Annotated in this window: 16 protein-coding genes, 1 tRNA gene, 3 rRNA genes and 1 riboswitch; of the genes, 15 read left to right on the top strand and 5 right to left on the bottom strand. The window is 53.5% G+C overall.

What is annotated here, in order from left to right; genetic code table 11:
* Positions 1 to 9: 9 nt before the first annotated feature.
* A riboswitch (TPP riboswitch) is annotated at positions 10 to 119 on the bottom strand.
* Positions 120 to 171: 52 nt separating this feature from the next.
* Positions 172 to 660 carry a sigma D regulator gene (rsd, locus tag P2W74_RS21765; protein ID WP_276293200.1) on the bottom strand — a complete coding sequence of 163 codons (489 nt, stop codon included), beginning with the start codon at positions 658 to 660 and terminating at the stop codon, positions 172 to 174.
* A gap of 97 nt (positions 661 to 757) precedes the next feature.
* On the opposite strand from rsd, the gene nudC reads away from it, so the two are divergent.
* The 6 genes from nudC to P2W74_RS21735 all read left to right on the top strand — a co-directional run bounded on the left by nudC (position 758) and on the right by P2W74_RS21735 (position 5,112).
* The gene (gene nudC, locus P2W74_RS21760) at positions 758 to 1,531 is read left to right on the top strand and encodes an NAD(+) diphosphatase (RefSeq protein WP_276293199.1); all 774 of its coding nucleotides are present in this window, start codon (positions 758 to 760) and stop codon (positions 1,529 to 1,531) included.
* 39 nt (positions 1,532 to 1,570) lie between these two features.
* The gene (gene hemE / locus P2W74_RS21755) at positions 1,571 to 2,635 is read left to right on the top strand and encodes a uroporphyrinogen decarboxylase (RefSeq protein ID WP_276293198.1); all 1,065 of its coding nucleotides are present in this window, start codon (positions 1,571 to 1,573) and stop codon (positions 2,633 to 2,635) included.
* A 9-nt stretch (positions 2,636 to 2,644) separates the two neighbouring features.
* The gene (gene nfi, locus P2W74_RS21750; RefSeq protein WP_276293197.1) at positions 2,645 to 3,316 is read left to right on the top strand and encodes a deoxyribonuclease V; all 672 of its coding nucleotides are present in this window, start codon (positions 2,645 to 2,647) and stop codon (positions 3,314 to 3,316) included.
* Positions 3,317 to 3,358: 42 nt separating this feature from the next.
* Positions 3,359 to 3,949, top strand: a complete 591-nt coding sequence (locus P2W74_RS21745) for a YjaG family protein (protein ID WP_192613819.1) — start codon at positions 3,359 to 3,361, stop codon at positions 3,947 to 3,949.
* A gap of 186 nt (positions 3,950 to 4,135) precedes the next feature.
* Positions 4,136 to 4,408 (top strand): nucleoid-associated protein HU-alpha, encoded by a 273-nt coding sequence (gene hupA / locus P2W74_RS21740; RefSeq protein WP_001044509.1) that lies wholly within the window; start codon positions 4,136 to 4,138, stop codon positions 4,406 to 4,408.
* A gap of 11 nt (positions 4,409 to 4,419) precedes the next feature.
* Positions 4,420 to 5,112 carry a DUF1481 domain-containing protein gene (locus P2W74_RS21735; protein WP_276295253.1) on the top strand — a complete coding sequence of 231 codons (693 nt, stop codon included), beginning with the start codon at positions 4,420 to 4,422 and terminating at the stop codon, positions 5,110 to 5,112.
* An 11-nt stretch (positions 5,113 to 5,123) separates the two neighbouring features.
* On the opposite strand, the gene zraP is transcribed toward P2W74_RS21735, so the two are convergent.
* On the bottom strand, positions 5,124 to 5,567 hold the full coding sequence (gene zraP, locus P2W74_RS21730) for a zinc resistance sensor/chaperone ZraP (protein WP_276293196.1): 444 nt from the start codon (positions 5,565 to 5,567) through the stop codon (positions 5,124 to 5,126).
* 251 nt (positions 5,568 to 5,818) lie between these two features.
* On the opposite strand from zraP, the gene zraS reads away from it, so the two are divergent.
* Together zraS and zraR are read left to right on the top strand one after the other, a co-directional pair.
* Positions 5,819 to 7,231, top strand: coding sequence for a two-component system sensor histidine kinase ZraS (gene zraS / locus P2W74_RS21725; protein WP_276293195.1), 1,413 nt, complete (start codon positions 5,819 to 5,821; stop codon positions 7,229 to 7,231).
* Positions 7,228 to 8,553, top strand: a complete 1,326-nt coding sequence (gene zraR, locus P2W74_RS21720; protein WP_276293194.1) for a sigma-54-dependent response regulator transcription factor ZraR — start codon at positions 7,228 to 7,230, stop codon at positions 8,551 to 8,553. Before zraS ends, zraR begins: the two co-directional genes overlap by 4 nt.
* Here the strand turns inward: zraR and purD are convergent.
* Both purD and purH read right to left on the bottom strand, forming a co-directional pair.
* Positions 8,550 to 9,839, bottom strand: coding sequence for a phosphoribosylamine--glycine ligase (purD, locus tag P2W74_RS21715; RefSeq protein ID WP_276293193.1), 1,290 nt, complete (start codon positions 9,837 to 9,839; stop codon positions 8,550 to 8,552). The genes zraR and purD overlap by 4 nt on opposite strands.
* A 15-nt stretch (positions 9,840 to 9,854) precedes the next feature.
* The gene (purH, locus tag P2W74_RS21710; protein ID WP_276293192.1) at positions 9,855 to 11,444 is read right to left on the bottom strand and encodes a bifunctional phosphoribosylaminoimidazolecarboxamide formyltransferase/IMP cyclohydrolase; all 1,590 of its coding nucleotides are present in this window, start codon (positions 11,442 to 11,444) and stop codon (positions 9,855 to 9,857) included.
* Positions 11,445 to 12,069: 625 nt separating this feature from the next.
* Here purH and P2W74_RS21705 point away from each other — a divergent pair.
* The 4 genes from P2W74_RS21705 (at position 12,070) to rrf (ending at position 17,187) form a co-directional block, all read left to right on the top strand.
* Positions 12,070 to 13,630, top strand: a 16S ribosomal RNA gene (locus P2W74_RS21705).
* Between the two features lie 87 nt (positions 13,631 to 13,717).
* A tRNA-Glu gene (locus P2W74_RS21700) sits at positions 13,718 to 13,791 on the top strand.
* A gap of 221 nt (positions 13,792 to 14,012) precedes the next feature.
* Positions 14,013 to 16,971 (top strand): 23S ribosomal RNA (locus tag P2W74_RS21695).
* 96 nt (positions 16,972 to 17,067) lie between these two features.
* Positions 17,068 to 17,187: ribosomal RNA gene (gene rrf / locus P2W74_RS21690) — 5S ribosomal RNA — on the top strand.
* The 16S, 23S and 5S rRNA genes sit together here with 1 tRNA gene alongside, the layout of an rRNA operon.
* A gap of 400 nt (positions 17,188 to 17,587) precedes the next feature.
* Here rrf and P2W74_RS21685 read toward each other — a convergent pair.
* Positions 17,588 to 18,031 (bottom strand): acetyltransferase, encoded by a 444-nt coding sequence (locus tag P2W74_RS21685; RefSeq protein ID WP_276293191.1) that lies wholly within the window; start codon positions 18,029 to 18,031, stop codon positions 17,588 to 17,590.
* A gap of 156 nt (positions 18,032 to 18,187) precedes the next feature.
* On the opposite strand from P2W74_RS21685, the gene metA reads away from it, so the two are divergent.
* From metA to aceA, 3 genes are all read left to right on the top strand, one after another.
* Positions 18,188 to 19,117, top strand: coding sequence for a homoserine O-acetyltransferase MetA (gene metA / locus P2W74_RS21680; protein WP_276293190.1), 930 nt, complete (start codon positions 18,188 to 18,190; stop codon positions 19,115 to 19,117).
* A 269-nt stretch (positions 19,118 to 19,386) separates the two neighbouring features.
* Complete coding sequence (gene aceB, locus P2W74_RS21675; protein ID WP_276293189.1) at positions 19,387 to 20,988, top strand: malate synthase A; 1,602 nt, start codon at positions 19,387 to 19,389, stop codon at positions 20,986 to 20,988.
* Positions 20,989 to 21,106: 118 nt separating this feature from the next.
* A complete protein-coding gene (aceA, locus tag P2W74_RS21670; RefSeq protein WP_276295251.1) occupies positions 21,107 to 22,411 on the top strand; it encodes an isocitrate lyase in 1,305 nt (434 codons plus the stop codon).
* The last annotated feature ends 97 nt before the right edge of the window (positions 22,412 to 22,508 follow it).

Raw genomic sequence — 22,508 nt, 5'->3', positions numbered from 1 at the left:
CGATGCAATAGCAGATTGACTCTTGTTCCCTTCGCAGGTTTTAACCTGATCAGGTTCCGCGGATCCCGAATTAACGGTCTCAGCCCGTGCTTTCACACTGGGCACTCCGACAAGAAATAACCCCCGCTAAAGGGGGCGATAAAAGTAAGTTACGCGTTAATAGCGTCGAACTCAAGCAGGACGTTTATCCCTGGCGCTGTCGTGCATCGCGTCAAAGACCAGCATAATTAGCTTATCTTCAAGGATAAATCGGGATTCCAGCGCTTCGCCGATATCTGATAAAACCTTTTGAAATTCAAGGTAGTTATCATGATCGATGGCCATTTCCAGGCTGGAGTCGTAGTAATCCATAATGCATTGGGTATTGGCTTCCAGCAATGGCCAGATTTTCGTTGCGTTTAAAAGCTGCCCGTTACCTTCCAATTTATGGAGAATACGTTCATAAATACTGAAGTGTCCGGCGGAAAGGTAATCGACCAGGCTTTGACAAAAATCATCCAGCGCTTTTTCGTTTAAGCGCATATACGATTCTTTGCCAGGCTTAATGCCAACCAGATTGTAGTAAGCCACGAGCAGATGCTTACGTACATGTAGCCAGCGATCAACCAGTTTATTACTTCCTCTGACGTGTTCTGTCAGGTTATCCAGCTGGTTTAACATGATTGACTCCGCAAGTTTAGATTCAAAAAACTGCTCACTCAAAAATGTAAAAATAATGTAAACAACATGCCTGTGAAGCAAAGGTAGCGCAAGAGATATGGATCGTATAATTGAAAAATTAGACAGCGGCTGGTGGATTGTCAGTCATGAGCAAAAAATATGGCTACCTCGCGGAGAGCTGCCACATGGCGAAGCGGCAAGTTTTGATCTGACGGGGCAGCGCGCACTCCAGATCGGGGAGTGGGAAGGCGAACCCGTCTGGTTGGTACAGCAGCATCGCCGCCATGATATGGGATCCGTACGGCAGGTTATCGATCAGGATGTCGGCCTGTTTCAACTGGCCGGGCGCGGCGTGCAACTGGCGGAGTTTTACCGTTCGCATAAATTCTGTGGCTACTGCGGTCATTCGATGTACCCGAGTAAAACCGAATGGGCCATGTTGTGCAGCCATTGCCGCGAACGCTATTACCCTCAAATAGCCCCTTGTATTATTGTGGCTATTCGCCGGGATGACACCCTTTTGCTCGCCCAACATACCCGCCATCGCAATGGTGTGCATACGGTGCTGGCCGGATTTGTTGAAGTGGGGGAAACCCTGGAACAAGCGGTGGCGCGTGAAGTCATGGAAGAAAGCCGTATTAAAGTGAAGAACCTGCGCTATGTCACGTCTCAGCCGTGGCCCTTCCCGATGTCGCTCATGACGGCGTTTATGGCGGAGTACGACAGCGGGGAGATTGTGATCGATCCGAAGGAGTTACTGGACGCGGGTTGGTACCGTTATGACGATCTTCCGTTACTGCCGCCGCCGGGCACTGTCGCACGTCGGTTGATCGAAGATACGGTGGCAATGTGTCGGGCAGAGTACGAGTGACATGATACACTGGGCGCATAACGCTAAAGGAATGTAAAAATGACCGAACTGAAAAACGATCGTTACCTGCGTGCGCTGCTGCGCCAGCCCGTTGATATCACCCCTGTATGGATGATGCGGCAGGCAGGCCGTTATCTCCCGGAGTATAAAGCCACCCGTGCACAAGCGGGCGATTTTATGTCACTGTGCAAAAATGCCGAGCTGGCGTGCGAAGTCACCCTCCAGCCGCTGCGCCGTTACCCGCTTGATGCGGCGATCCTCTTTTCGGACATCCTGACCATTCCGGATGCGATGGGCCTGGGGCTTTACTTTGAAGCCGGAGAAGGCCCGCGCTTTACCGCGCCGGTGACCTGCAAAGCCGACGTCGATAAACTGCCAATCCCTGATCCCGAAGATGAACTGGGCTACGTGATGAATGCGGTACGTACTATTCGTCGCGAACTGAAAGGCGAAGTCCCGTTGATTGGTTTTTCCGGCAGTCCATGGACGCTGGCGACATACATGGTGGAAGGCGGTAGCAGCAAAGCCTTTACCGTCATTAAAAAGATGATGTATGCAGACCCGCAAGCGCTCCATTTACTGCTCGATAAACTGGCGAAAAGCGTCACGCTGTATCTCAATGCGCAGATCAAAGCGGGCGCGCAGTCGGTGATGATTTTCGATACCTGGGGCGGCGTGCTGACCGGGCGCGATTATCAGCAGTTCTCACTTTATTACATGCATAAAATTGTCGATGGTCTCCTGCGTGAGAATGAAGGGCGTCGTGTGCCGGTCACGCTGTTTACCAAAGGCGGCGGCCAATGGCTGGAAGCGATGGCGGAAACGGGCTGTGATGCGCTGGGGCTCGACTGGACCACAGACATTGCCGATGCGCGTCGTCGCATAGGACACAAAGTGGCGCTGCAGGGGAATATGGACCCCTCCATGCTGTATGCCCCTGCGGCGCGTATTGAAGAAGAAGTCGCGACGATTCTGGCGGGATTCGGCCAGGGTGAAGGCCACGTCTTTAACCTCGGGCACGGCATTCACCAGGATGTGCCGCCAGAACATGCTGGCACCTTTGTGGAGGCAGTACACCGGATTTCAGCGCAGTATCACCAGTAAGGGATCGGCATGGATCTCGCGTCGCTACGCGCTCAACAATGTGAACTGGCTGCATCGGTTTCCCGCGAAGATCGTCTGGATAACGATCCCCCGGATCTGATCGCAGGCGCTGATGTTGGGTTTGAGCAGGGCGGTGAAGTGACGCGAGCCGCAATGGTGCTGTTGAAGTATCCTTCGCTTGAACTGGTGGAGTACAAGGTGGCGCGTATCGCCACCACCATGCCGTATATTCCTGGTTTTCTCTCCTTTCGTGAATATCCCGCGCTGCTGGCCGCGTGGGAACAACTCTCGCAAAAGCCTGATTTAGTGTTTGTCGATGGTCACGGTATTTCTCATCCGCGTCGCCTCGGCGTTGCCAGCCATTTTGGGCTGCTGGTGGATGTGCCGACCATCGGCGTGGCGAAAAAACGGCTGTGCGGCAAATTTGACCCTCTCTCTGCCGAACCCGGTGCTCTGGCGCCGTTAATGGATAAGGGCGAGCAACTGGCATGGGTCTGGCGTAGCAAAGCGCGCTGCAATCCGCTGTTTGTTTCTACCGGGCATCGGGTTGGGCTGGACAGCGCCCTGGCATGGGTACAACGCTGTACGAAAGGGTATCGCTTACCTGAGCCTACGCGTTGGGCAGACGCTGTGGCGTCGGACCGTCCGGCATTTGCGCGTTGGCAAGAAATTCAGCCTTGATTCAGGTACACTTCCGCTAATTATCGTTTTCGAGATCTCATCATGTTACAAAACCCGATTCATCTGCGCCTTGAGAAGCTGGAAAGCTGGCAACATGTCACTTTTATGGCCTGTTTGTGCGAACGCATGTACCCCAACTACGCCATGTTCTGTCAGCAGACTGAATTTGGCGATGGGCAGATTTACCGCCGAATTCTGGATTTGATTTGGGAAGTGCTGACGGTCAAAGATGCGAAAATCAATTTCGACAGCCAGCTGGAAAAGTTTGAAGAGGCCATTCCGTCGGCAGATGATTACGATCTGTACGGCGTTTATCCCGCGATTGATGCCTGCGTGGCATTAAGTGAATTGATGCACTCGCGTCTGAGCGGCGAAACGCTGGAACACGCAATTGAAGTCAGTAAGACGTCTATTACCACCGTTGCCATGCTGGAAATGACCCAGGCCGGGCGAGAAATGACCGATGAGGAGCTCAAAGAGAACCCTGCGGTTGAGCAAGAATGGGACATTCAGTGGGAAATATTCCGACTTTTGGCCGATTGCGAAGAACGCGATATTGAGCTGATAAAAGGGTTACGCGCAGACCTGCGCGAGTCCGGCGAGAGCAACATCGGTATAAATTTTCAGCAATGAGACCAGAAAACGTGATTTAACGCCTGATTTGTCATGCCTGAAGGCTTCCCTTCCGCCCCCCGTCTGGTCTACATTTGGGGGGCGAAAAAAAGTGGCTATCGGTGCGTGTATGCAGGAGAGTGCTTTTCTGGCATTTTCGTCGCACTCGATGCTTAGCAAGCGATAAACACATTGTAAGGATAACTTATGAACAAGACTCAACTGATTGATGTAATTGCAGACAAAGCAGAACTGTCCAAAACCCAGGCTAAAGCTGCTCTGGAATCCACTCTGGCTGCTATTACTGAGTCTCTGAAAGAAGGCGATGCTGTACAACTGGTTGGTTTCGGTACCTTCAAAGTGAACCACCGCGCTGAGCGCACTGGCCGCAACCCGCAGACCGGTAAAGAAATCAAAATCGCCGCAGCTAACGTGCCGGCATTTGTTTCTGGCAAAGCACTGAAAGACGCAGTTAAGTAATTCGCGTGGCAGTGAACAGTTTTAGCGAAGGGGCGGGTTCGCCCCTTTTGTCTGTCTGGCGTCGTACGCTGACGCTGGCAGGCGCGCTATTGCTGACCGCGTGCAGTCATAACTCTGCGCTTCCCCCCTTTACGGCCAGCGGTTACGCGGACGATCAGGGGGCGGTGCGTATCTGGCGTAAAGATTCCGGTGGTGATGTCCATCTGCTTTCCGTCTTTAGCCCATGGCGTGGCGGCGAGACGACCACGGCTGAATATCGCTGGCAGGGCGATACGCTCTCTCTGATTGAATTCAACGTTTACGGCAAACCGGCAGAGCATATCCGCACCCGTTTCGACGATCGTGGTGAACTGAGCTTTATGCAGCGTGAGGTTGGCGGGCAAAAACAGCAGCTTTCCAGCGATCAAATTGCGTTATACCGCTATCGCGCCGATCAAATCCGCCAGACCAGCGACGCGTTGCGTCAGGGGCGGGTGGTTTTACGCCAGGGACGCTGGCACGCCAATCAGACCATCACCACCTGCGAAGGCGAAACGCTGAAGCCCGATTTAGACGCGTGGGCAATCAGCCATATTGAGCGCCGCCAGAGCCGCTCGTCGGTTGAGGTGAGCGTGGCATGGCTGGAGGCGCCTGCAGGTTCTCAGTTGCTACTGGTGGCGAATGAAGACTTCTGTCGCTGGCAGCCAAAAGAGAAAAGTTTCTGATACATCGGGGTTTACCAGTGGCCTATCCCCATATGGCCGCCACCCCGATGATATCCACCACCGCCGCAACCCATTCCTGTACCACGCGGCACGCCTGCCTCCACCATCGCAATATCGCGTTTCACCTGTTGATCATTCAGCGACTGACGCAAAGAGGTCATCTCTTTCGCCACGGCGCTAATTTTCGCGCTATCGGGTGAGCTGGCGGTTAATAACGCATTGTACTCATACTGTTTGGACGTTAATTGCTGACGTAACGAACGGGTCTGTGAGTCGTAATCATTATCGATTTTCTGGGCGGCGGTTTGCTGTTCCGCTGTGAGCGCGCTGACATTTTGTTGCCACATCTCACCGTCGCCATTCCCCCAGTGATTTCGGGCTATGGCTGGGCTGGAGCCCAGAACCATCAGGGAGAGTGCGATCAGCGCCAGACCAGTCGTGTTATTCCGTTTCATATTTTGTCCTCTTGTTGATTAACTTCCTTCCCTTTTGCATCTTTCATGCCAGGTGAGACATCCCCAGTCTGCGGGAGAAATGTGAGCCGTTGAGCGGTTAACGCGAGTAAAAATGACTCGCCGGTTTTTCGATGCGGGTCATTTTTACTCAGTGGCATCAGCAGTTTGTGTCGAAAGACAGGGTTACAGGGAGCGAAAAGTGGCATGATTTCTGCTGGAACAAGGAGTGGATCTGGCAATAGAGAGAGCGTATGCGTGATATGCGGCAACATAAGGATACGGTGGCGAGATGGCTGAGCGGCGTTCTTCCTGCGGCTATTCTCGTCCTGGTTGGTTTTTTTTCCGTCATGACCCTACGGGATTACGGACGTGAGAGTGATGCTGCGCGACAAACGCTGCTGGAAAAAGGCAGCGTGCTGATCCGTGCGCTGGAATCTGGCTCTCGGGTGGGGATGGGAATGCGTATGCACCATGCTCAGCAGCAGACCCTGCTGGAGGAAATGGCCGGACAACCGGGCGTGCTGTGGTTTGCCATCACCGATGCGCAGGGCATTATCGTGACCCACAGCGACCCTGGCCGCGTCGGAAAATCACTCTACTCTGCGGACGAAATGCGCCAGTTAAATCCCGGCGATGAGGAAAGCTCGCGGCCGATCGCCATTCATCAGAATGGCGGAGAACCCACACCGGCGCTGGAAATTTATCGTCAGTTCCAGCCCATGTTTGCGTCAAAACGGCATGGCATGCGTAGTCAGCCACGTTGTGAGGAGAGTGGCGGGCAAGCGGCATCTGCACCGCAGACCATTTTTATTGCGTTCGACGCCAGCGATCTGGTCGCGACTCAGGCAAGAGAGTGGCGCAATACGGTAATTGTTCTTTCTGCGCTGGCAGGTGTATTGCTGGCAACAATGCTCTCTTATTTCTTATATCGTCGCTACTTGCGTTCTCGTCAGCTGTTGCAGGACGAGATGAAACGCAAAGAGAAGCTGGTGGCGCTCGGGCATCTGGCGGCGGGGGTGGCGCATGAAATTCGCAACCCGCTCTCTTCCATCAAAGGGCTGGCGAAGTATTTTGCCGAGCGCTCACCTGCGGGTGGCGAATCCTATGAGTTGGCGCAGGTGATGGCAAAAGAGGCCGATCGGCTAAATCGGGTGGTGAGCGAACTGCTAGAACTGGTGAGGCCCACGCATCTGACACTGCAGTCGGTGGATCTCAATGACATCATCACCCACTCGTTACAGCTGGTCAGCCAGGATGCGCGGAGCAGGGCGATTCAGCTGCAGTTTACCGCCAATGTGTCGCTGCCTGCTATTCAGGCCGATCCTGACCGGCTAACGCAGGTATTACTGAACCTCTATCTGAACGCGATTCATGCTATTGGTCATCAGGGCGTCATTACGGTCGAGGTGGGCGAATGCGGAGGCGATCGCGTTAAAATTGTGGTCACCGACAGTGGAAAAGGGATTGCGGCAGAAGACCTGGATGCGATATTTACGCCTTACTTTACGACCAAAGCCGACGGTACCGGGCTTGGATTAGCGGTGGTACAGAACATCGTTGAGCAGCATGGCGGAACCATTCAGGCGACAAGCGTTCCAGGTAAAGGCGCCGTCTTTACTCTTTATCTACCGATGAAAGCGAGAGAACAGGACAGACAAGGATGACACGCGTAAAAATCGATATTCTGGTCGTGGATGACGACATCAGCCATTGCACGATTTTACAGGCGTTGCTTCGTGGATGGGGTTATGACGTGGCGCTGGCTTACGGTGGGCGCGAGGCCATAGCGCAGGTACGCGAACATGTTTTCGATCTGGTGTTATGCGATGTGCGTATGGCAGAGATGGACGGCATCGAAACGCTCAAAGAGATCAAAGCGCTGAATCCGGCGATTCCCATTTTGATTATGACGGCTTACTCCAGCGTAGAAACTGCGGTAGAAGCACTTAAAGCAGGCGCGCTGGATTACTTAATTAAACCGCTGGATTTCGACAGCTTACAGGACACGATCGAGAAAGCGCTGGCACATACGCGAAACATCGCCGTTGAATCACCTTCAGCCTCTGCCGCTCAGTTCGGCATGATCGGCGAAAGCCCGGCGATGCAGCATTTGCTCACTGAAATTGCGATGGTTGCGCCCTCCGATGCCACGGTATTGATTCATGGCGACTCGGGAACCGGTAAAGAGTTGGTGGTCAGGGCGCTCCATGCCAGCAGTGCACGCTGCGAAAAACCATTGATAACGCTTAACTGCGCGGCGCTGAATGAGTCGCTGCTGGAGTCTGAGCTATTTGGGCATGAAAAAGGCGCCTTCACAGGAGCAGATAAACGGCGCGAAGGGCGTTTTGTGGAAGCCGACGGCGGCACGCTGTTTCTCGACGAAATTGGCGATATCTCGCCGATGATGCAGGTTCGTCTGCTGCGGGTTATTCAGGAGCGTGAGGTGCAGCGGGTCGGGAGTAATCAGACGATTTCTGTTGATGTCAGGCTGATTGCGGCGACTCACCGTGATTTGGCGGCGGAAGTCAGTGCCGGGCGTTTTCGTCAGGATCTCTATTATCGTCTGAATGTGGTGACGATTGAGATGCCGCTTTTGCGCCAGCGTCGGGAAGATATTCCACTACTGGCCGAACATTTTCGTCGGCGATTTGCTGAGCGAAACCGTAAAGCGGTGAAGGGATTTACCCCGCAGGCGATGGATCTGTTGATTCACTATGACTGGCCCGGGAATATCCGTGAACTGGAAAACGCCATTGAGCGCGCGGTGGTTTTGCTAACGGGGGAATACATCTCTGAGCGAGAACTGCCGCTGGCCATTGCGACGACGCAGGTGAATGTCGACGATGATCGCGAGATCCAACCGCTGGTGGATGTTGAGAAAGAGGTGATTCTGGCGGCGCTGGAGAAAACGGGCGGCAACAAAACCGAAGCCGCCCGTCAGTTAGGGATTACGCGCAAAACGCTGCTGGCAAAACTGTCGCGCTAGTTCTGCTCTCGTTCGATGGCGCGCCAGCCGATATCGTTACGGCTGAAGCTGCCGTCCCAGTGGATATGATTCATCAGCGCGTAAGCGCGTTTCTGCGCTTCGGCGACGGTATGGCCCAGCGCAGTGGCGCACAGCACGCGCCCACCGCTGGTCAGTACCCGATCGTCATCGGCGAGTTTAGTCCCGGCGTGGAACACCTTACCGTTCGCGACTTCTTCCAGCGGCAGGCCGTGGATCACGTCACCCGTGCGGTAGTCGCCCGGATAACCGCCCGCAGCCATGACAACGCCCAGAGAAGCACGCTCGTCCCACTCGGAGGTCTTCTCGTCCAGCTTGCCTTCGCAGGCGGCCAGGCATAGCTCAACCAGATCGGACTTCATGCGCAGCATGATTGGCTGGGTTTCCGGGTCGCCAAAGCGGCAGTTGAACTCAATAACCTTCGGATTGCCCTGTTTATCGATCATCAGACCAGCATACAGGAAACCGGTGTAGGTGTTGCCTTCCGCCGCCATGCCTTTCACGGTTGGCCAGATGATGCGTTCCATGGTGCGCTGGTGGACTTCATCCGTTACCACCGGGGCAGGGGAGTAAGCGCCCATCCCACCGGTATTAGGCCCGGTGTCTTTATCACCCACGCGTTTGTGATCCTGGCTGGTGGCCATCGGCAGCACGTGCTCGCCGTCAACCATCACGATAAAGCTGGCTTCTTCACCGTCGAGGAACTCCTCAATGACAATGCGGTGACCCGCGTCGCCAAAGGCGTTACCCGCCAGCATATCGTGAACGGCCGCTTCGGCCTCGCTCAGCGTCATCGCGACGATAACGCCTTTACCCGCCGCCAGACCGTCAGCTTTGATGACGATAGGCGCGCCTTTCTCACGTAGATAAGCCAGAGCTGGCTCAATCTCGGTAAAGTTCTGGTATTCCGCCGTTGGGATCTGATGGCGTGCCAGGAAATCCTTGGTGAACGCTTTCGACCCTTCCAGCTGTGCGGCGCCTTCGGTTGGGCCGAAGATTTTCAGGCCCGCAGCACGGAACGCGTCAACCACGCCAATGACCAGCGGCGCTTCCGGACCGACGATGGTCAGGTCAATCTTCTCATTCTGGGCAAAGCTCAGCAGCGCCGGGATATCGGTCACGCCGATAGCGACGTTTTGCAGGGCTGGCTCCAGCGCCGTACCTGCGTTGCCCGGTGCCACAAAGACAGTTTCAACCTGCGGCGACTGCGCCGCTTTCCAGGCCAGCGCATGCTCGCGCCCGCCGTTACCAATCACTAATACTTTCATCGTCTGCTCCGTGAATTAATGGCGGAAGTGGCGCATGTCAGTGAAGAGCATCGCAATACCGTGCTCGTTGGCGGCGGCAATCACCTCATCATCACGAATAGAACCGCCAGGCTGAATGACGCAGGTCACGCCAGCCGCGGCTGCAGCGTCAATACCGTCGCGGAACGGGAAGAAGGCATCAGAGGCCATCGATGACCCTTTCACTTCCAGACCTTCGTCGGCCGCTTTGATGCCTGCAATCTTCGCTGAGTAAACGCGACTCATCTGGCCCGCGCCGATACCGATAGTCATATTGCCTTTGGCATAGACGATGGCGTTGGATTTCACGAATTTCGCCACTTTCCAGCAGAACAGCGCGTCACGCAGTTCCTGTTCGGTCGGCTGACGTTGGGTGACCACGTGCAGATCTTCCGCGCCGACCATCCCCAGATCACGATCCTGAACCAACAGACCGCCGTTCACACGTTTGAAGTCGAGGCCCGGAACACGCTCAGCCCACTGGCCGCAGGTCAGTACGCGCACGTTCTGTTTGGCTGCGGTGATTTTCAATGCTTCTTCGCTGGCGGACGGCGCAATGATCACTTCGACAAACTGACGGGAGATAATGGCCTGCGCGGTTTCTGCATCCAGCTCGCGGTTAAAGGCGATAATGCCGCCGAATGCGGAGGTCGGGTCGGTTTTGTATGCGCGATCGTAAGCGTCGAGGATAGAGTTGCTGATGGCGACGCCGCATGGGTTGGCGTGCTTCACAATCACACAGGCGGGTTCGGCGAACTCTTTCACACACTCCAGCGCTGCGTCGGTATCCGCGATGTTGTTATAAGAGAGGGCTTTCCCCTGAACCTGGGTTGCGGTGGCAACGGAGGCTTCTTTCACATTCTCTTCTATATAGAAGGCCGCCTGCTGGTGGCTGTTTTCACCATAACGCATATCCTGCTTCTTAATGAAGTTGAGGTTCAGGGTGCGCGGGAAGCGACCAGCGGCTTCTTTGCTTTCGCCATGGTAGGCCGGAACCATGCTGCCGAAGTAGTTGGCGATCATGCTGTCATAGGCGGCGGTGTGCTCAAACGCTTTGATGGCGAGGTCGAAACGGGTGTCGAGGGTAAGAGAACCGTCGTTGGCATCCATCTCTTTAATAATGGCGTCATAGTCGCTGCTCTTTACTACGATGGCGACATCTTTATGGTTCTTGGCGGCGGAGCGCACCATGGTCGGGCCGCCGATATCAATATTCTCTACCGCATCTTCCAGTGAGCAGCCTTCACGGGCAACGGTCTGAGCGAACGGATAAAGGTTAACGACCACCATATCAATGGGGGCGATACCGTGCTGTTCCATAATCCCGTCGTCCTGGCCGCGACGACCGAGAATGCCGCCGTGGACTTTTGGATGCAGGGTCTTCACACGTCCATCCATCATCTCCGGGAAACCGGTGTAATCGGAAACTTCGGTCACTGGCAGACCTTTCTCTGCTAACAGACGGGCTGTACCGCCTGTGGACAGCAGCTCCACATCGCGTGCGGAAAGTGCCTGGGCGAATTCGACGATACCGGCTTTGTCAGAAACACTGAGCAGAGCGCGGCGGACTGGACGACGTTGTTGCATGGTAAATCCCCTGGATTTGACGATTACAGAGAGCGTTAGCTGAATTTTTCGTGAAAAACTCAGCTAACGCCCCTTACGGGGCATCCTTGTCTGGCGGTGGCATTGTAACGAAAACGTTTGCGCAACGCTCGCGAATTTTTCTTTTTCAATATTGACCCCACTTTCGCTCACTGAAGATCGTACATATAGAAAGAAGATCGCAGAAATGATCGGGTCTTTTGTGGATAACTCTGTGTGTAAATGGGTATAAGGCGGGGTTTTGCTGTGGAATGCAGCAGTCAGTCATTTTTCTGTCATTTAAGGGTTGCGGGCGCCAGAGAACTCCCTATAATGCGCCTCCATCGACACGGCGGATGTGAATCAACTTCACACAAACAGCCGGTTCGGTTGAAGAGAAAAATCCTGAAAATCAGGGTTGACTCTGAAAGAGGAAAGCGTAATATACGCCACCTCGCAACGGTGAGCGAAAGCCGCGTTGCACTGCTCTTTAACAATTTATCAGACAATCTGTGTGGGCACTCGAAGATACGGATTCTTAACGTCGCAAGACGAAAAATGAATACCAAGTCTCAAGAGTGAACATACGTAATTCATTACGAAGTTTAATTCTTTGAGCATCAAACTTAAATTGAAGAGTTTGATCATGGCTCAGATTGAACGCTGGCGCAGGCCTAACACATGCAAGTCGAACGGTAGCACAGAGGAGCTTGCTCCTTGGGTGACGAGTGCGGACGGGTGAGTAATGTCTGGGAAACTGCCCGATGGAGGGGGATAACTACTGGAAACGGTAGCTAATTACCGCATAATGTCGCAAGACCAAAGAGGGGGACCTTCGGGCCTCTTGCCATCGGATGTTGCCCAGATGGGATTAGCTAGTAGGTGGGGTAACGGGCTCACCTAGGCGACGATCCCTAGCTGGTCTGAGAGGATGACCAGCCAACACATGGAACTGAGACACGGTCCAGACTCCTACGGGAGGCAGCAGTGGGGAATATTGCACAATGGGGCGCAAGCCTGATGCAGCCATGCCGCCGTGTATGAAGAAGGCCTTCGGGTTGTATAAGTACTTTCAGCGGGGAGGAAGGCGATACGGTTAATAACCGTGTCGTTTGACGTTACCCGCAGAAGAAGCACCGGCTAACTCCGTGCCAGCAGCCGCGGTAATACGGAGGGTGCAAGCGTTAATCGGAATTACTGGGCGTAAAAGCGCACGGCAGGCGGTCTGTCAAGTCGGATGTGAAATCCCCGGGCTCAACCTGGGAACTGCATCCGAAACTGGCAGGCTAGAGTCTTGTAGAGGGGGGTAGAAATCCAGGTGTAGCGGTGAAATGCGTAGAGATCTGGAGAATACCGGTGGCGAAGGCGGCCCCCTGGACCAAAGACTGACGCTCAGGGTGCGAAAGCGTGGGGATGCAAACAGGATTAGATACCCTGGTAGTCCACGCCGTAAACGATGTCCGACTTGGAGGTTGTTCCCTTGAGGAGTGGCTTCCGGAGCTAACGCGTTAAGTCGACCGCCGTGGGGAGTACGGCCGCAAGGTTAAAACTCAAATGAATTGACGGGGGCCCGCACAAGCGGTGGAGCATTGTGGGTTTAATTCGATGCAACGCGAAGAACCTTACCTACTCTTGACATCCACGAATTTAGCAGAGATGCTTTAGTGCCTTCGGGAACCGTGAGACAGGTGCTGCATGGCTGTCGTCAGCTCGTGTTGTGAAATGTTGGGTTAAGTCCCGCAACGAGCGCAACCCTTATCCTTTGTTGCCAGCGGTTCGGCCGGGGAACTCAAAGGAGACTGCCATTGATAAACTGGAGGAAGGTGGGGATGACGTCAAGTCATCATGGCCCTTACGAGTAGGGCTACACACGTGGCTACAATGGCATATACAAAGAGAAGCGACCTCGCGAGAGCAAGCGGACCTCATAAAGTATGTCGTAGTCCCGGATCGAGGAGTCTGCAACTCGACTCCGTGAAGTCGGAATCGCTAGTAATCGTGGATCAGAATGCCACGGTGAATACGTTCCCGTGGCCCTTGTACACACCGCCCGTCACACCATGGGAGTGGTTGCAAAAGAAGTAGGTAGCTTAACCTTCGGGAGGGCGCTTACCACTTTGTGATTCATGACTGGGGTGAAGTCGTAACAAGGTAACCGTAGGGGAACCTGCGGTTGGATCACCTCCTTACCTTAAAGAACCTGCCTTTGTAGTGCTCACACAGATTGTCTGATGAAAAGTAAATAGCAAGGCGGTCTTGCGATGTGAGACTTAAGTGTCCCCTTCGTCTAGGAGGCCCAGGACACCGCCCTTTCACGGCGGTAACAGGGGTTCGAATCCCCTAGGGGACTGCCACTTGCTGGGTTCGTGAGTGAAAGTCACCTGCCTCAGTATCTCAAAACTGACTTCCGAGTCATGTTTGAGATATTTGCTCTTTAAAAATCTGGATCAAGCTGAAAATTGAAACGACACACTGTGTCTGTTCTCCGTAATAAGAACAGATAAGCGGTGTGTTCGAGTCTCTCAAATTTTCGCAACACGATGTGTTTTACGAAACACCTTCGGGTTGTGAGGTTAAGCGACTAAGCGTACACGGTGGATGCCCTGGCAGTCAGAGGCGATGAGAGGACGTGCTAATCTGCGATAAGCGTCGGTAAGGTGATATGAACCGTTATAGCCGGCGATTTCCGAATGGGGAAACCCAGTGTGATCCGTCACACTATCATTACGTGAATACATAGCGTAATGAAGCGAACCGGGGGAACTGAAACATCTAAGTACCCCGAGGAAAAGAAATCAACCGAGATTCCCCCAGTAGCGGCGAGCGAACGGGGAGCAGCCCAGAGTCTGAATCAGCATGTGTGGTAGTGGAACGGTCTGGAAAGTCCGACGGTACAGGGTGATAGTCCCGTACACCAAACTGCATGTGTTGTGAACTCGAAGAGTAGGGGCTGGGACACGTGGTAGTCCTGTCTGAATATGGGGGGGACCATCCTCCAAGGCTAAATACTCCTGACTGCCCGATAGTGAACCAGTACCGGTGAGGGGAAAGGTGCGGAAAAGACCCCGGCGAGGGGAGTGAAAAAGAACCTGAAACCGTGTACGTACAAGCAGTGGGGAGCCTCTTTATGGGGTGTGACTGCGTACCTTTTTGTATAATGGGGTCAGCGACTTATATTCTGTAGCAAGGTTAACCGAATAGGTGGGGGGGGGGAGCCGAAGGGAAACCGAGTCTTACTGGGCGTTAAGTTTGCAGGGTATAGACCCGAAACCCGGTGATCTAGCCATGGGCAGGTTGAAGGTTGGTAACACTAAGCTGGGAGGGACCGAACCGACTAAGTTGTTGAAAATTAGCGGATGACTTGTGGCTGGGGGGGTGAAGAAGGCCAATCAAACCGGAGATAGCTGGTTCTCCCCGAAGCTATTTAGGTAGGCGCTCTCGTGGAACTCATCTTCGGGGGTAGAGCACTGGTTTCGGCTAGGGGGGTCATCCCGACTTACCAACCCGATGCAAACTGCGATACCGAAGAGATTGTTATCACGGGAGACACACGGCGGGTGCTAACGTCCCGTCGTGAAGAGGGGAAACAACCCAGACCGCCAGCTAAGGTCCCAAAGTCATGGTTAAGGTGGGAAAGCGATGTGGAGAGGGCACCAGACAGCCAGGATGTTGGGCTTAGAAGCAGCCATCATTTAAAGAAAGCGTAATAGCTCACTGTCGAGTCGGCTGCGGCGGAAATGTAACGGGTCTAAACCATGCACCGAAGCTGCGGCAGCGACACTATGTGTTGTTGGGTAGGGGAGCGTTCTGTAAGCCGTTGAAGGTGGCCTGTGAGGGTTGCTGGAGGTATCAGAAGTGCGAATGCTGACATAAGTAACGATAAAGGGCGGGTGAAGAAGCCCGCTCGCCGGAAGACCAAGGGTTTCCTGTCCTACGTTAATCGGGGCAGGTGAGTCGACCCCTAAGGCGAGGCCGAAAGGCGTAGTCGATGGGAAACAGGTTAATATTCCCTGTACTTGGTGTTACTGCGAAGGGGGGGACGAGAAGGCTATGTTAGCCGGCGACGGTTGTCCCGGTTTAAGCATGTAGGCGGAACGATTAGGTAAATCCGGTCGTTTATTAACGCTGAGGTGTGATGACGAGGCACTACGGTGCTGAAGTAACAAATGCCCTGCTTCCAGGAAAAGCCTCTAAGCATCAGGTAACACAGAAATCGTACCCCAAACCGACACAGGTGGTCAGGTAGAGAATACCAAGGCGCTTGAGAGAACTCGGGTGAAGGAACTAGGCAAAATTGGTGCCGTAACTTCGGGAGAAGGCACGCTGATATGTAGGTGAAGCGATTTACTCGTGGAGCTGAAATCAGTCGAAGATACCAGCTTGCTGCAACTGTTTATTAAAAACACAGCACTGTGCAAACACGAAAGTGGACGTATACGTGTGACGCCTGCCCGGTGCCGGAAGGTTAATTGATGGGGTTATCCGTAAGGAGAAGCTCTTGATCGAAGCCCCGGTAAACGGCGGCCGTAACTATACGGTCCTAAGGTAGCGAAATTCCTTGTCGGGTAAGTTCCGACCTGCACGAATGGCGTAATGATTGGCCAGGCTGTCTCCACCCGAGACTCAGTGAAATTGGAACTCGCTGTGAAGATGCAGTGTACCCGCGGCAAGACGGAAAGACCCCGTGAACCTTTACTATAGCTTGACACTGAACACTGGTCTTGATGTGTAGGATAGTGTGGGAGGCTTTGAAGTGTGGACGCCAGTCTGCATGGAGCCAACCTTGAAATACCACCCTTTAATGGCTGGTGTTCTAACGTAGACCCGTAATCCGGTTGCGGACAGTGTCTGGTGGGTAGTTTTGACTGGGGCGGTCTCCTCCTAAAGAGTAACGGAGGAGCACGAAGGTTAGGCTAATCCTGGTCGGACATCAGGAGGTTAGTGCAAAGGCATAAGCTAGCTTGACTGCGAGAGTGACGGCTCGAGCAGGTGCGAAAGCAGGTCTTTAGTGATCCGGTGGTTCTGAATGGAAGGGCCATCGCTCAACGGATAAAAGGTACTCCGGGGATAACAGGCTGATACCGCCCAAGAGTTCATATCGACGGGCGGTGTTTGGCACCTCGATGTCGGCTCATCACATCCTGGGGCTGAAGTAGGTCCCAAGGGTATGGCTGTTCGCCATTTAAAGTGGTACGCGAGCTGGGTTTAGAACGTCGTGAGACAGTTCGGTCCCTATCTGCCGTGGGCGCTGGAGATTGAGGGGGGCTGCTCCTAGTACGAGAGGACCGTAGTGGGACGCATCACTGGTGTTCGGGTTGTCATGCCAATGGCATTGGCCCGGTAGCTAAATTGCGGAAGAGATTAAGTGCTGAAAGCATCTAAGCACGAAACTTGCCCCGAGATGAGTTCTCCCTGAGACTATAAGTCTCCTGAAGGGAACGTTGAAGACTACGACGTTGATAGGTCGGGGTGTGTAAGTGTAGCGATACATTGAGCTAACCGATACTAATGAACCGTGAGGCTTAACCTTACAACGCCAAAGGTGTTTTTGGCGAAGAGACATCAGATTCAGCTTGATACAGATAAGATTAACCGGCGAAAAGCGGGTTAATAGAACAGAATTTTGCCTGGCGGCTGTAGCGCGGTGGTCCCACCTGACCCATGCCGAACTCAGAAGTGAAACGCCGTAGCGCCGATGTGTAGTGTGTGGGGTCTCCCCATGCGAGGAGTAGGGGAACTGCCAGACATCAATCAAAGCGAAAGGCTCAGTCGAAAGACTGGGCCTTTTGTTTATCTGTTGTTTGTCGGTGAAAGCTCTCCGGAGCAGGACAAAATCGTCGGGAACGATTTTGAACGCCGTTTACGGCGGCCCCGCAGGGGCGAGTATCAGGATGATACGAGTACTATGGAGTCGGGAGCGGATTTGAACGTTGCGCAGCAACGGCCCGGAGGGTGGCGGGCAGGACGCCCGCCATAAACTGCCAGGCATCAAACAAGTGAAAAGCCCATCCTGACGGATGGGCTTTTTTGCGTCTGCGGTTTGTGAAAAATGCCGGATAGCGTCGTTTGCACGCCTTATCCGGCCTGTGGGTTACAGAGAACCGCAGATGCAGCGCTATCCGGCAATACAAACCGTACTAAACTTCTTATTCTCCGGCATACGCCAGGTTCAATAACGGATACGGTTTTCCAAGATCATCAACCTCTGAACGTCCCGTCACTGTAAATCCCATCTTCTTATAGAACCCAACGGCTTGTTCATTTTGCTCATTAACGTCGGTCGTTAACCCGGGAGCCAGCGCCAGCGCATGCTCAACCAGCCATTTCCCCACGCCACAACCACGAACATCAGGATCGACGAATAACGCATCCATATGTTCGCCGGTGAGCAGCATAAACCCTACAGGTTCATCCCGTTCCGTCACGGCTACCCATAATGGTGCTTCCGGTAAAAACGAACTGACCAGCTCTTCCAGTTCAACGCGATATTCCGCTGACAGGAAATCATGTGTGGCATCGACTGAGCGACACCAGATGGCAATCAATTTCTCGCCTTCATCACGCCGCGACCGGCGAATGCTAATAACCATATCTTCTCCTTTTATTTATGCTTATATTTTATCGTAGATACCGTCGTGAAACTTTCTCACCTTTAGCATGCAGGCTCGACATCCGTGCAATTCCTGGGTATCTTCAGCTATCTGGATGTCTAAACGTTTAAACGTATGTAGTGAGGTTATCAGGTTATGCCGATTCGCGTACAGGACGAGCTGCCCGCCGTCAATTTCTTGCGTGAGGAAAACGTCTTTGTGATGACGACGTCTCGCGCTTCCGGTCAGGAAATTCGCCCTCTGAAGGTGCTTATTCTCAACCTGATGCCGAAGAAGATTGAAACGGAAAACCAGTTCCTGCGTCTGTTGTCGAACTCACCGCTTCAGGTTGATGTTCAATTACTGCGTATTGATGCTCGTGAGTCGCGTAATACGCCAGCGGAACATCTGAATAACTTTTACTGTGACTTTGAAGATATCCGCGATCAGAACTTTGATGGTCTGATTGTGACTGGCGCGCCGCTGGGTCTGGTTGAATTTAATGACGTCGCTTATTGGCCGCAGATCAGGCAGGTACTGGAATGGGCGAAGGATCACGTCACCTCGACGTTGTTTGTCTGTTGGGCAGTACAGGCCGCGCTGAATATCCTCTACGGGATCCCGAAGCAGACGCGCACAGATAAACTTTCTGGTGTTTATGAGCACCATATTCTTCATCCTCATGCGTTGCTGACTCGCGGATTCGATGATTCGTTTCTCGCCCCGCATTCACGCTATGCGGATTTCCCGGCGGCACTGATCCGTGATTATACCGATCTCGAGATCCTGGCTGAAACCGAGGATGGCGATGCTTACCTGTTTGCCAGTAAAGATAAGCGCATTGCCTTTGTGACGGGTCATCCGGAATACGATGCGAATACGCTGGGCAGTGAATATTTTCGGGATGTTGAGGCGGGACTAAACCCGGATGTACCGTACAACTATTTCCCGAAAAACGATCCACAAAACAGACCACGCGCAACATGGCGTAGCCATGGCAATTTGTTGTTCATCAACTGGCTCAACTATTACGTCTATCAGATCACGCCATATGATCTGCGTCACATGAATCCAACACTGGATTAATCTTCTGCAGCTAACGATCCTAAAGCGTTTCAGCATGTTGAATCAGGCACCTTCGGGTGCCTTTTTTATTTCCGAAATGCACCTCACAGTGTAATTGAATTTTATTTTTATTGTTATCAATAGGTTAATTATAAATTAAATTAAAAATGGAAATTGTTTTTGATTTTGATTTTTAATTGAGTAGTCTTAGTTGTGCTGAACGAAAACCACACAACGATCCTTCGTTCGCATTGGGGGAAGTATTCGGATCCATGACGAGGAGCTGCACAATGAATCAACAGGTAACGACAACTGACGAATTGCTGTTTACCCGGCCATATGGTGAGCAAGAAAAGCACGTTTTGACCGCAGAAGCGGTGGAGTTTCTGACCGAACTGGTGACGCGGTTTACGCCGAAGCGTAATAAACTGCTGGCCGCACGTATCCAGCAACAGCAGGATATCGACAATGGTAAGTTGCCTGATTTTATTTCGGAAACGGCTTCCATTCGTAATGGTGACTGGAAAATTCGTGGGATTCCCGAGGACTTACAAGATCGGCGCGTAGAAATTACCGGTCCTGTTGAGCGCAAAATGGTGATTAACGCCCTGAATGCTAACGTGAAGGTCTTCATGGCGGATTTTGAGGATTCCCTGGCGCCGGACTGGAATAAAGTCATTGATGGCCAAATTAACCTGCGCGACGCGGTCAATGGCACCATTAGCTACACCAATGAAGCTGGAAAAATCTACCAGCTCAAACCCGATCCTGCGTTACTGATTTGCCGCGTGCGCGGCCTGCATTTACCGGAAAAACATGTCACCTGGCGCGGTGAAGCGATCCCGGGCAGCCTGTTTGATTTTGCCCTCTATTTCTTCCACAACTACAAAGCGTTGCTGGCAAAAGGCAGCGGTCCCTATTTCTACCTGCCGAAAACCCAGGCCTGGCAGGAAGCGGCGTGGTGGAGTGAAGTGTTCAGCTATGCCGAAGATCGTTTTAATCTGGCGCGGGGCACCATCAAAGCGACGTTATTGATTGAAACGCTGCCGGCAGTGTTCCAGATGGACGAAATCCTGCATGCGCTGCGTGACCATATTGTCGGTCTCAACTGCGGCCGCTGGGATTACATTTTCAGCTATATCAAAACGTTGAAGAATCACCCGGATCGTGTACTGCCAGACCGCCAGGTGGTGACGATGGACAAACCGTTCCTCAGCGCTTACTCACGTCTGCTGATCAAAACCTGTCACAAGCGCGGCGCATTTGCGATGGGCGGCATGGCGGCATTCATTCCGAGCAAAGATGCCACACGCAATAATCAGGTACTCAACAAGGTAAAAGCGGACAAATCGCTGGAAGCCAATAACGGCCACGACGGCACCTGGGTTGCTCACCCGGGCCTGGCGGATACCGCGATGGCGGTGTTCGATGAAATCCTCGGCGAGCATAAAAACCAGCTGTTCGTCACGCGTGATGACGATGCGCCGATTACCGCAGAACAACTGCTGGCGCCCTGTGAAGGTGAGCGTACTGAAGAGGGGATGCGCGCCAATATTCGCGTGGCGGTGCAGTACATCGAAGCGTGGATCTCCGGCAACGGCTGCGTACCGATTTACGGCCTGATGGAAGATGCCGCGACGGCGGAAATCTCCCGTACCTCTATCTGGCAGTGGATCCATCACGAGAAAACCCTGAGCAACGGCAAAGCCGTCACTAAAGCGCTGTTCCGCCAGATGCTGGCAGAAGAGATGCTGGTGATTCAGGAAGAGCTGGGCGAGCACCGCTTTAGCAGCGGGCGTTTCGATGAGGCCGCACGTCTGATGGAGCAGATCACCACCTCTGAGGAGTTAATCGACTTCCTGACCCTGCCAGGCTACCGCCTGCTGGCGTAAATACCCTGGTTATTTTGTTCGCCATTTTGTACCCGGGCAGTGCTCACACTGCCCGTGACCAAACTGCTTTCACCAATAACGCCTGGGAAGCCAGGAAAATAATATGGAGCATCTGCACATGAAAACCCGTACTCAACAAATCGAAGAATTACAGCAAGAATGGACACAACCGCGCTGGGAAGGCATTCGTCGCCCTTATAGCGCGGAGGAAGTGGTGAAATTACGCGGTTCGGTCAATCCGGAATGCACGCTGGCACAGCTGGGTGCCGCCAAAATGTGGCGTCTGCTGCACGGCGAATCGAAAAAAGGCTACATCAATAGCCTCGGCGCGCTGACCGGTGGTCAGGCATTGCAGCAGGCGAAAGCCGGTATTGAAGCGGTCTATCTGTCTGGTTGGCAGGTGGCGGCGGATGCCAACCTGGCGTCGAGCATGTACCCGGATCAATCACTGTACCCGGCGAACTCCGTCCCGGCCGTGGTGGATCGGATCAACAACACTTTCCGTCGTGCGGATCAGATCCAGTGGTCCACCGGTATTGAACCCAACGATCCTCGCTATGTGGATTACTTCCTGCCGATCGTCGCCGATGCGGAAGCCGGGTTTGGCGGCGTGCTGAACGCATTTGAACTGATGAAATCGATGATTGAGGCCGGTGCAGCGGCTGTTCACTTCGAAGATCAGCTGGCGTCAGTGAAGAAATGTGGTCACATGGGCGGTAAGGTTCTGGTGCCGACGCAGGAAGCGATTCAAAAACTGGTGGCTGCGCGCCTGGCGGCCGACGTGATGGGCGTACCGACGCTGGTGATTGCCCGTACCGATGCGGATGCGGCAGACCTGATCACCTCAGACTGCGATCCCTATGACAGCGAATTCATTACCGGTGAGCGTACCAGTGAAGGTTTCTATCGCACGCACGCCGGTATCGAACAGGCGATCAGCCGTGGCCTGGCCTATGCGCCGTACGCGGATCTGGTGTGGTGCGAAACCTCTACGCCAGACCTCGAACTGGCTAAACGTTTTGCCGATGCCATTCATGCGAAGTATCCGGGCAAACTGCTGGCCTACAACTGTTCTCCATCATTTAACTGGCAGAAGAAGCTGGACGACAAAACGATTGCCAGCTTCCAGCAGCAGTTGTCGGATATGGGCTACAAATACCAGTTCATCACGCTGGCAGGTATCCACAGCATGTGGTTCAACATGTTCGACCTCGCGCGTTCCTATGCGCAGGGTGAAGGCATGAAGCACTACGTCGAGAAGGTCCAGCAGCCGGAGTTCGCCGCAGGCAAAGACGGCTATACCTTCGTCTCGCACCAACAAGAAGTGGGTACCGGTTACTTCGATAAAGTTACCACCATTATTCAGGGGGGCACCTCTTCGATCACCGCACTGACGGGGTCCACTGAAGAATCTCAGTTCTGATGTAGCGCAAGCCGGATGGCGCATTTGCTTATCCGGCCTACGACAGCCTGTAGGCCGGATAAGGTGCTTGCACCGCCATCCGGCAACATCGTGCACT

It is taken from the genome of Citrobacter enshiensis, assembly GCF_029338175.1.
GTDB lineage: Bacteria > Pseudomonadota > Gammaproteobacteria > Enterobacterales > Enterobacteriaceae > Citrobacter_D > Citrobacter_D enshiensis.
Note: the sequence above shows the minus strand (reverse complement) of the source record. Positions and strands in the feature narration are given on the sequence as shown.

Coding starts and splice junctions, on each gene's coding strand:
- zraS (WP_276293195.1), top strand. CDS start 5,819: ATGCGTGATATGCGGCAACATAAGGATACGGTGGCGAGATGGCTGAGC.
- nudC (WP_276293199.1), top strand. CDS start 758: ATGGATCGTATAATTGAAAAATTAGACAGCGGCTGGTGGATTGTCAGT.
- P2W74_RS21745 (WP_192613819.1), top strand. CDS start 3,359: ATGTTACAAAACCCGATTCATCTGCGCCTTGAGAAGCTGGAAAGCTGG.
- aceA (WP_276295251.1), top strand. CDS start 21,107: ATGAAAACCCGTACTCAACAAATCGAAGAATTACAGCAAGAATGGACA.
- aceB (WP_276293189.1), top strand. CDS start 19,387: ATGAATCAACAGGTAACGACAACTGACGAATTGCTGTTTACCCGGCCA.
- zraP (WP_276293196.1), bottom strand. CDS start 5,567: ATGAAACGGAATAACACGACTGGTCTGGCGCTGATCGCACTCTCCCTG.
- purD (WP_276293193.1), bottom strand. CDS start 9,839: ATGAAAGTATTAGTGATTGGTAACGGCGGGCGCGAGCATGCGCTGGCC.
- P2W74_RS21685 (WP_276293191.1), bottom strand. CDS start 18,031: ATGGTTATTAGCATTCGCCGGTCGCGGCGTGATGAAGGCGAGAAATTG.
- zraR (WP_276293194.1), top strand. CDS start 7,228: ATGACACGCGTAAAAATCGATATTCTGGTCGTGGATGACGACATCAGC.
- nfi (WP_276293197.1), top strand. CDS start 2,645: ATGGATCTCGCGTCGCTACGCGCTCAACAATGTGAACTGGCTGCATCG.
- hupA (WP_001044509.1), top strand. CDS start 4,136: ATGAACAAGACTCAACTGATTGATGTAATTGCAGACAAAGCAGAACTG.
- metA (WP_276293190.1), top strand. CDS start 18,188: ATGCCGATTCGCGTACAGGACGAGCTGCCCGCCGTCAATTTCTTGCGT.
- rsd (WP_276293200.1), bottom strand. CDS start 660: ATGTTAAACCAGCTGGATAACCTGACAGAACACGTCAGAGGAAGTAAT.
- hemE (WP_276293198.1), top strand. CDS start 1,571: ATGACCGAACTGAAAAACGATCGTTACCTGCGTGCGCTGCTGCGCCAG.
- purH (WP_276293192.1), bottom strand. CDS start 11,444: ATGCAACAACGTCGTCCAGTCCGCCGCGCTCTGCTCAGTGTTTCTGAC.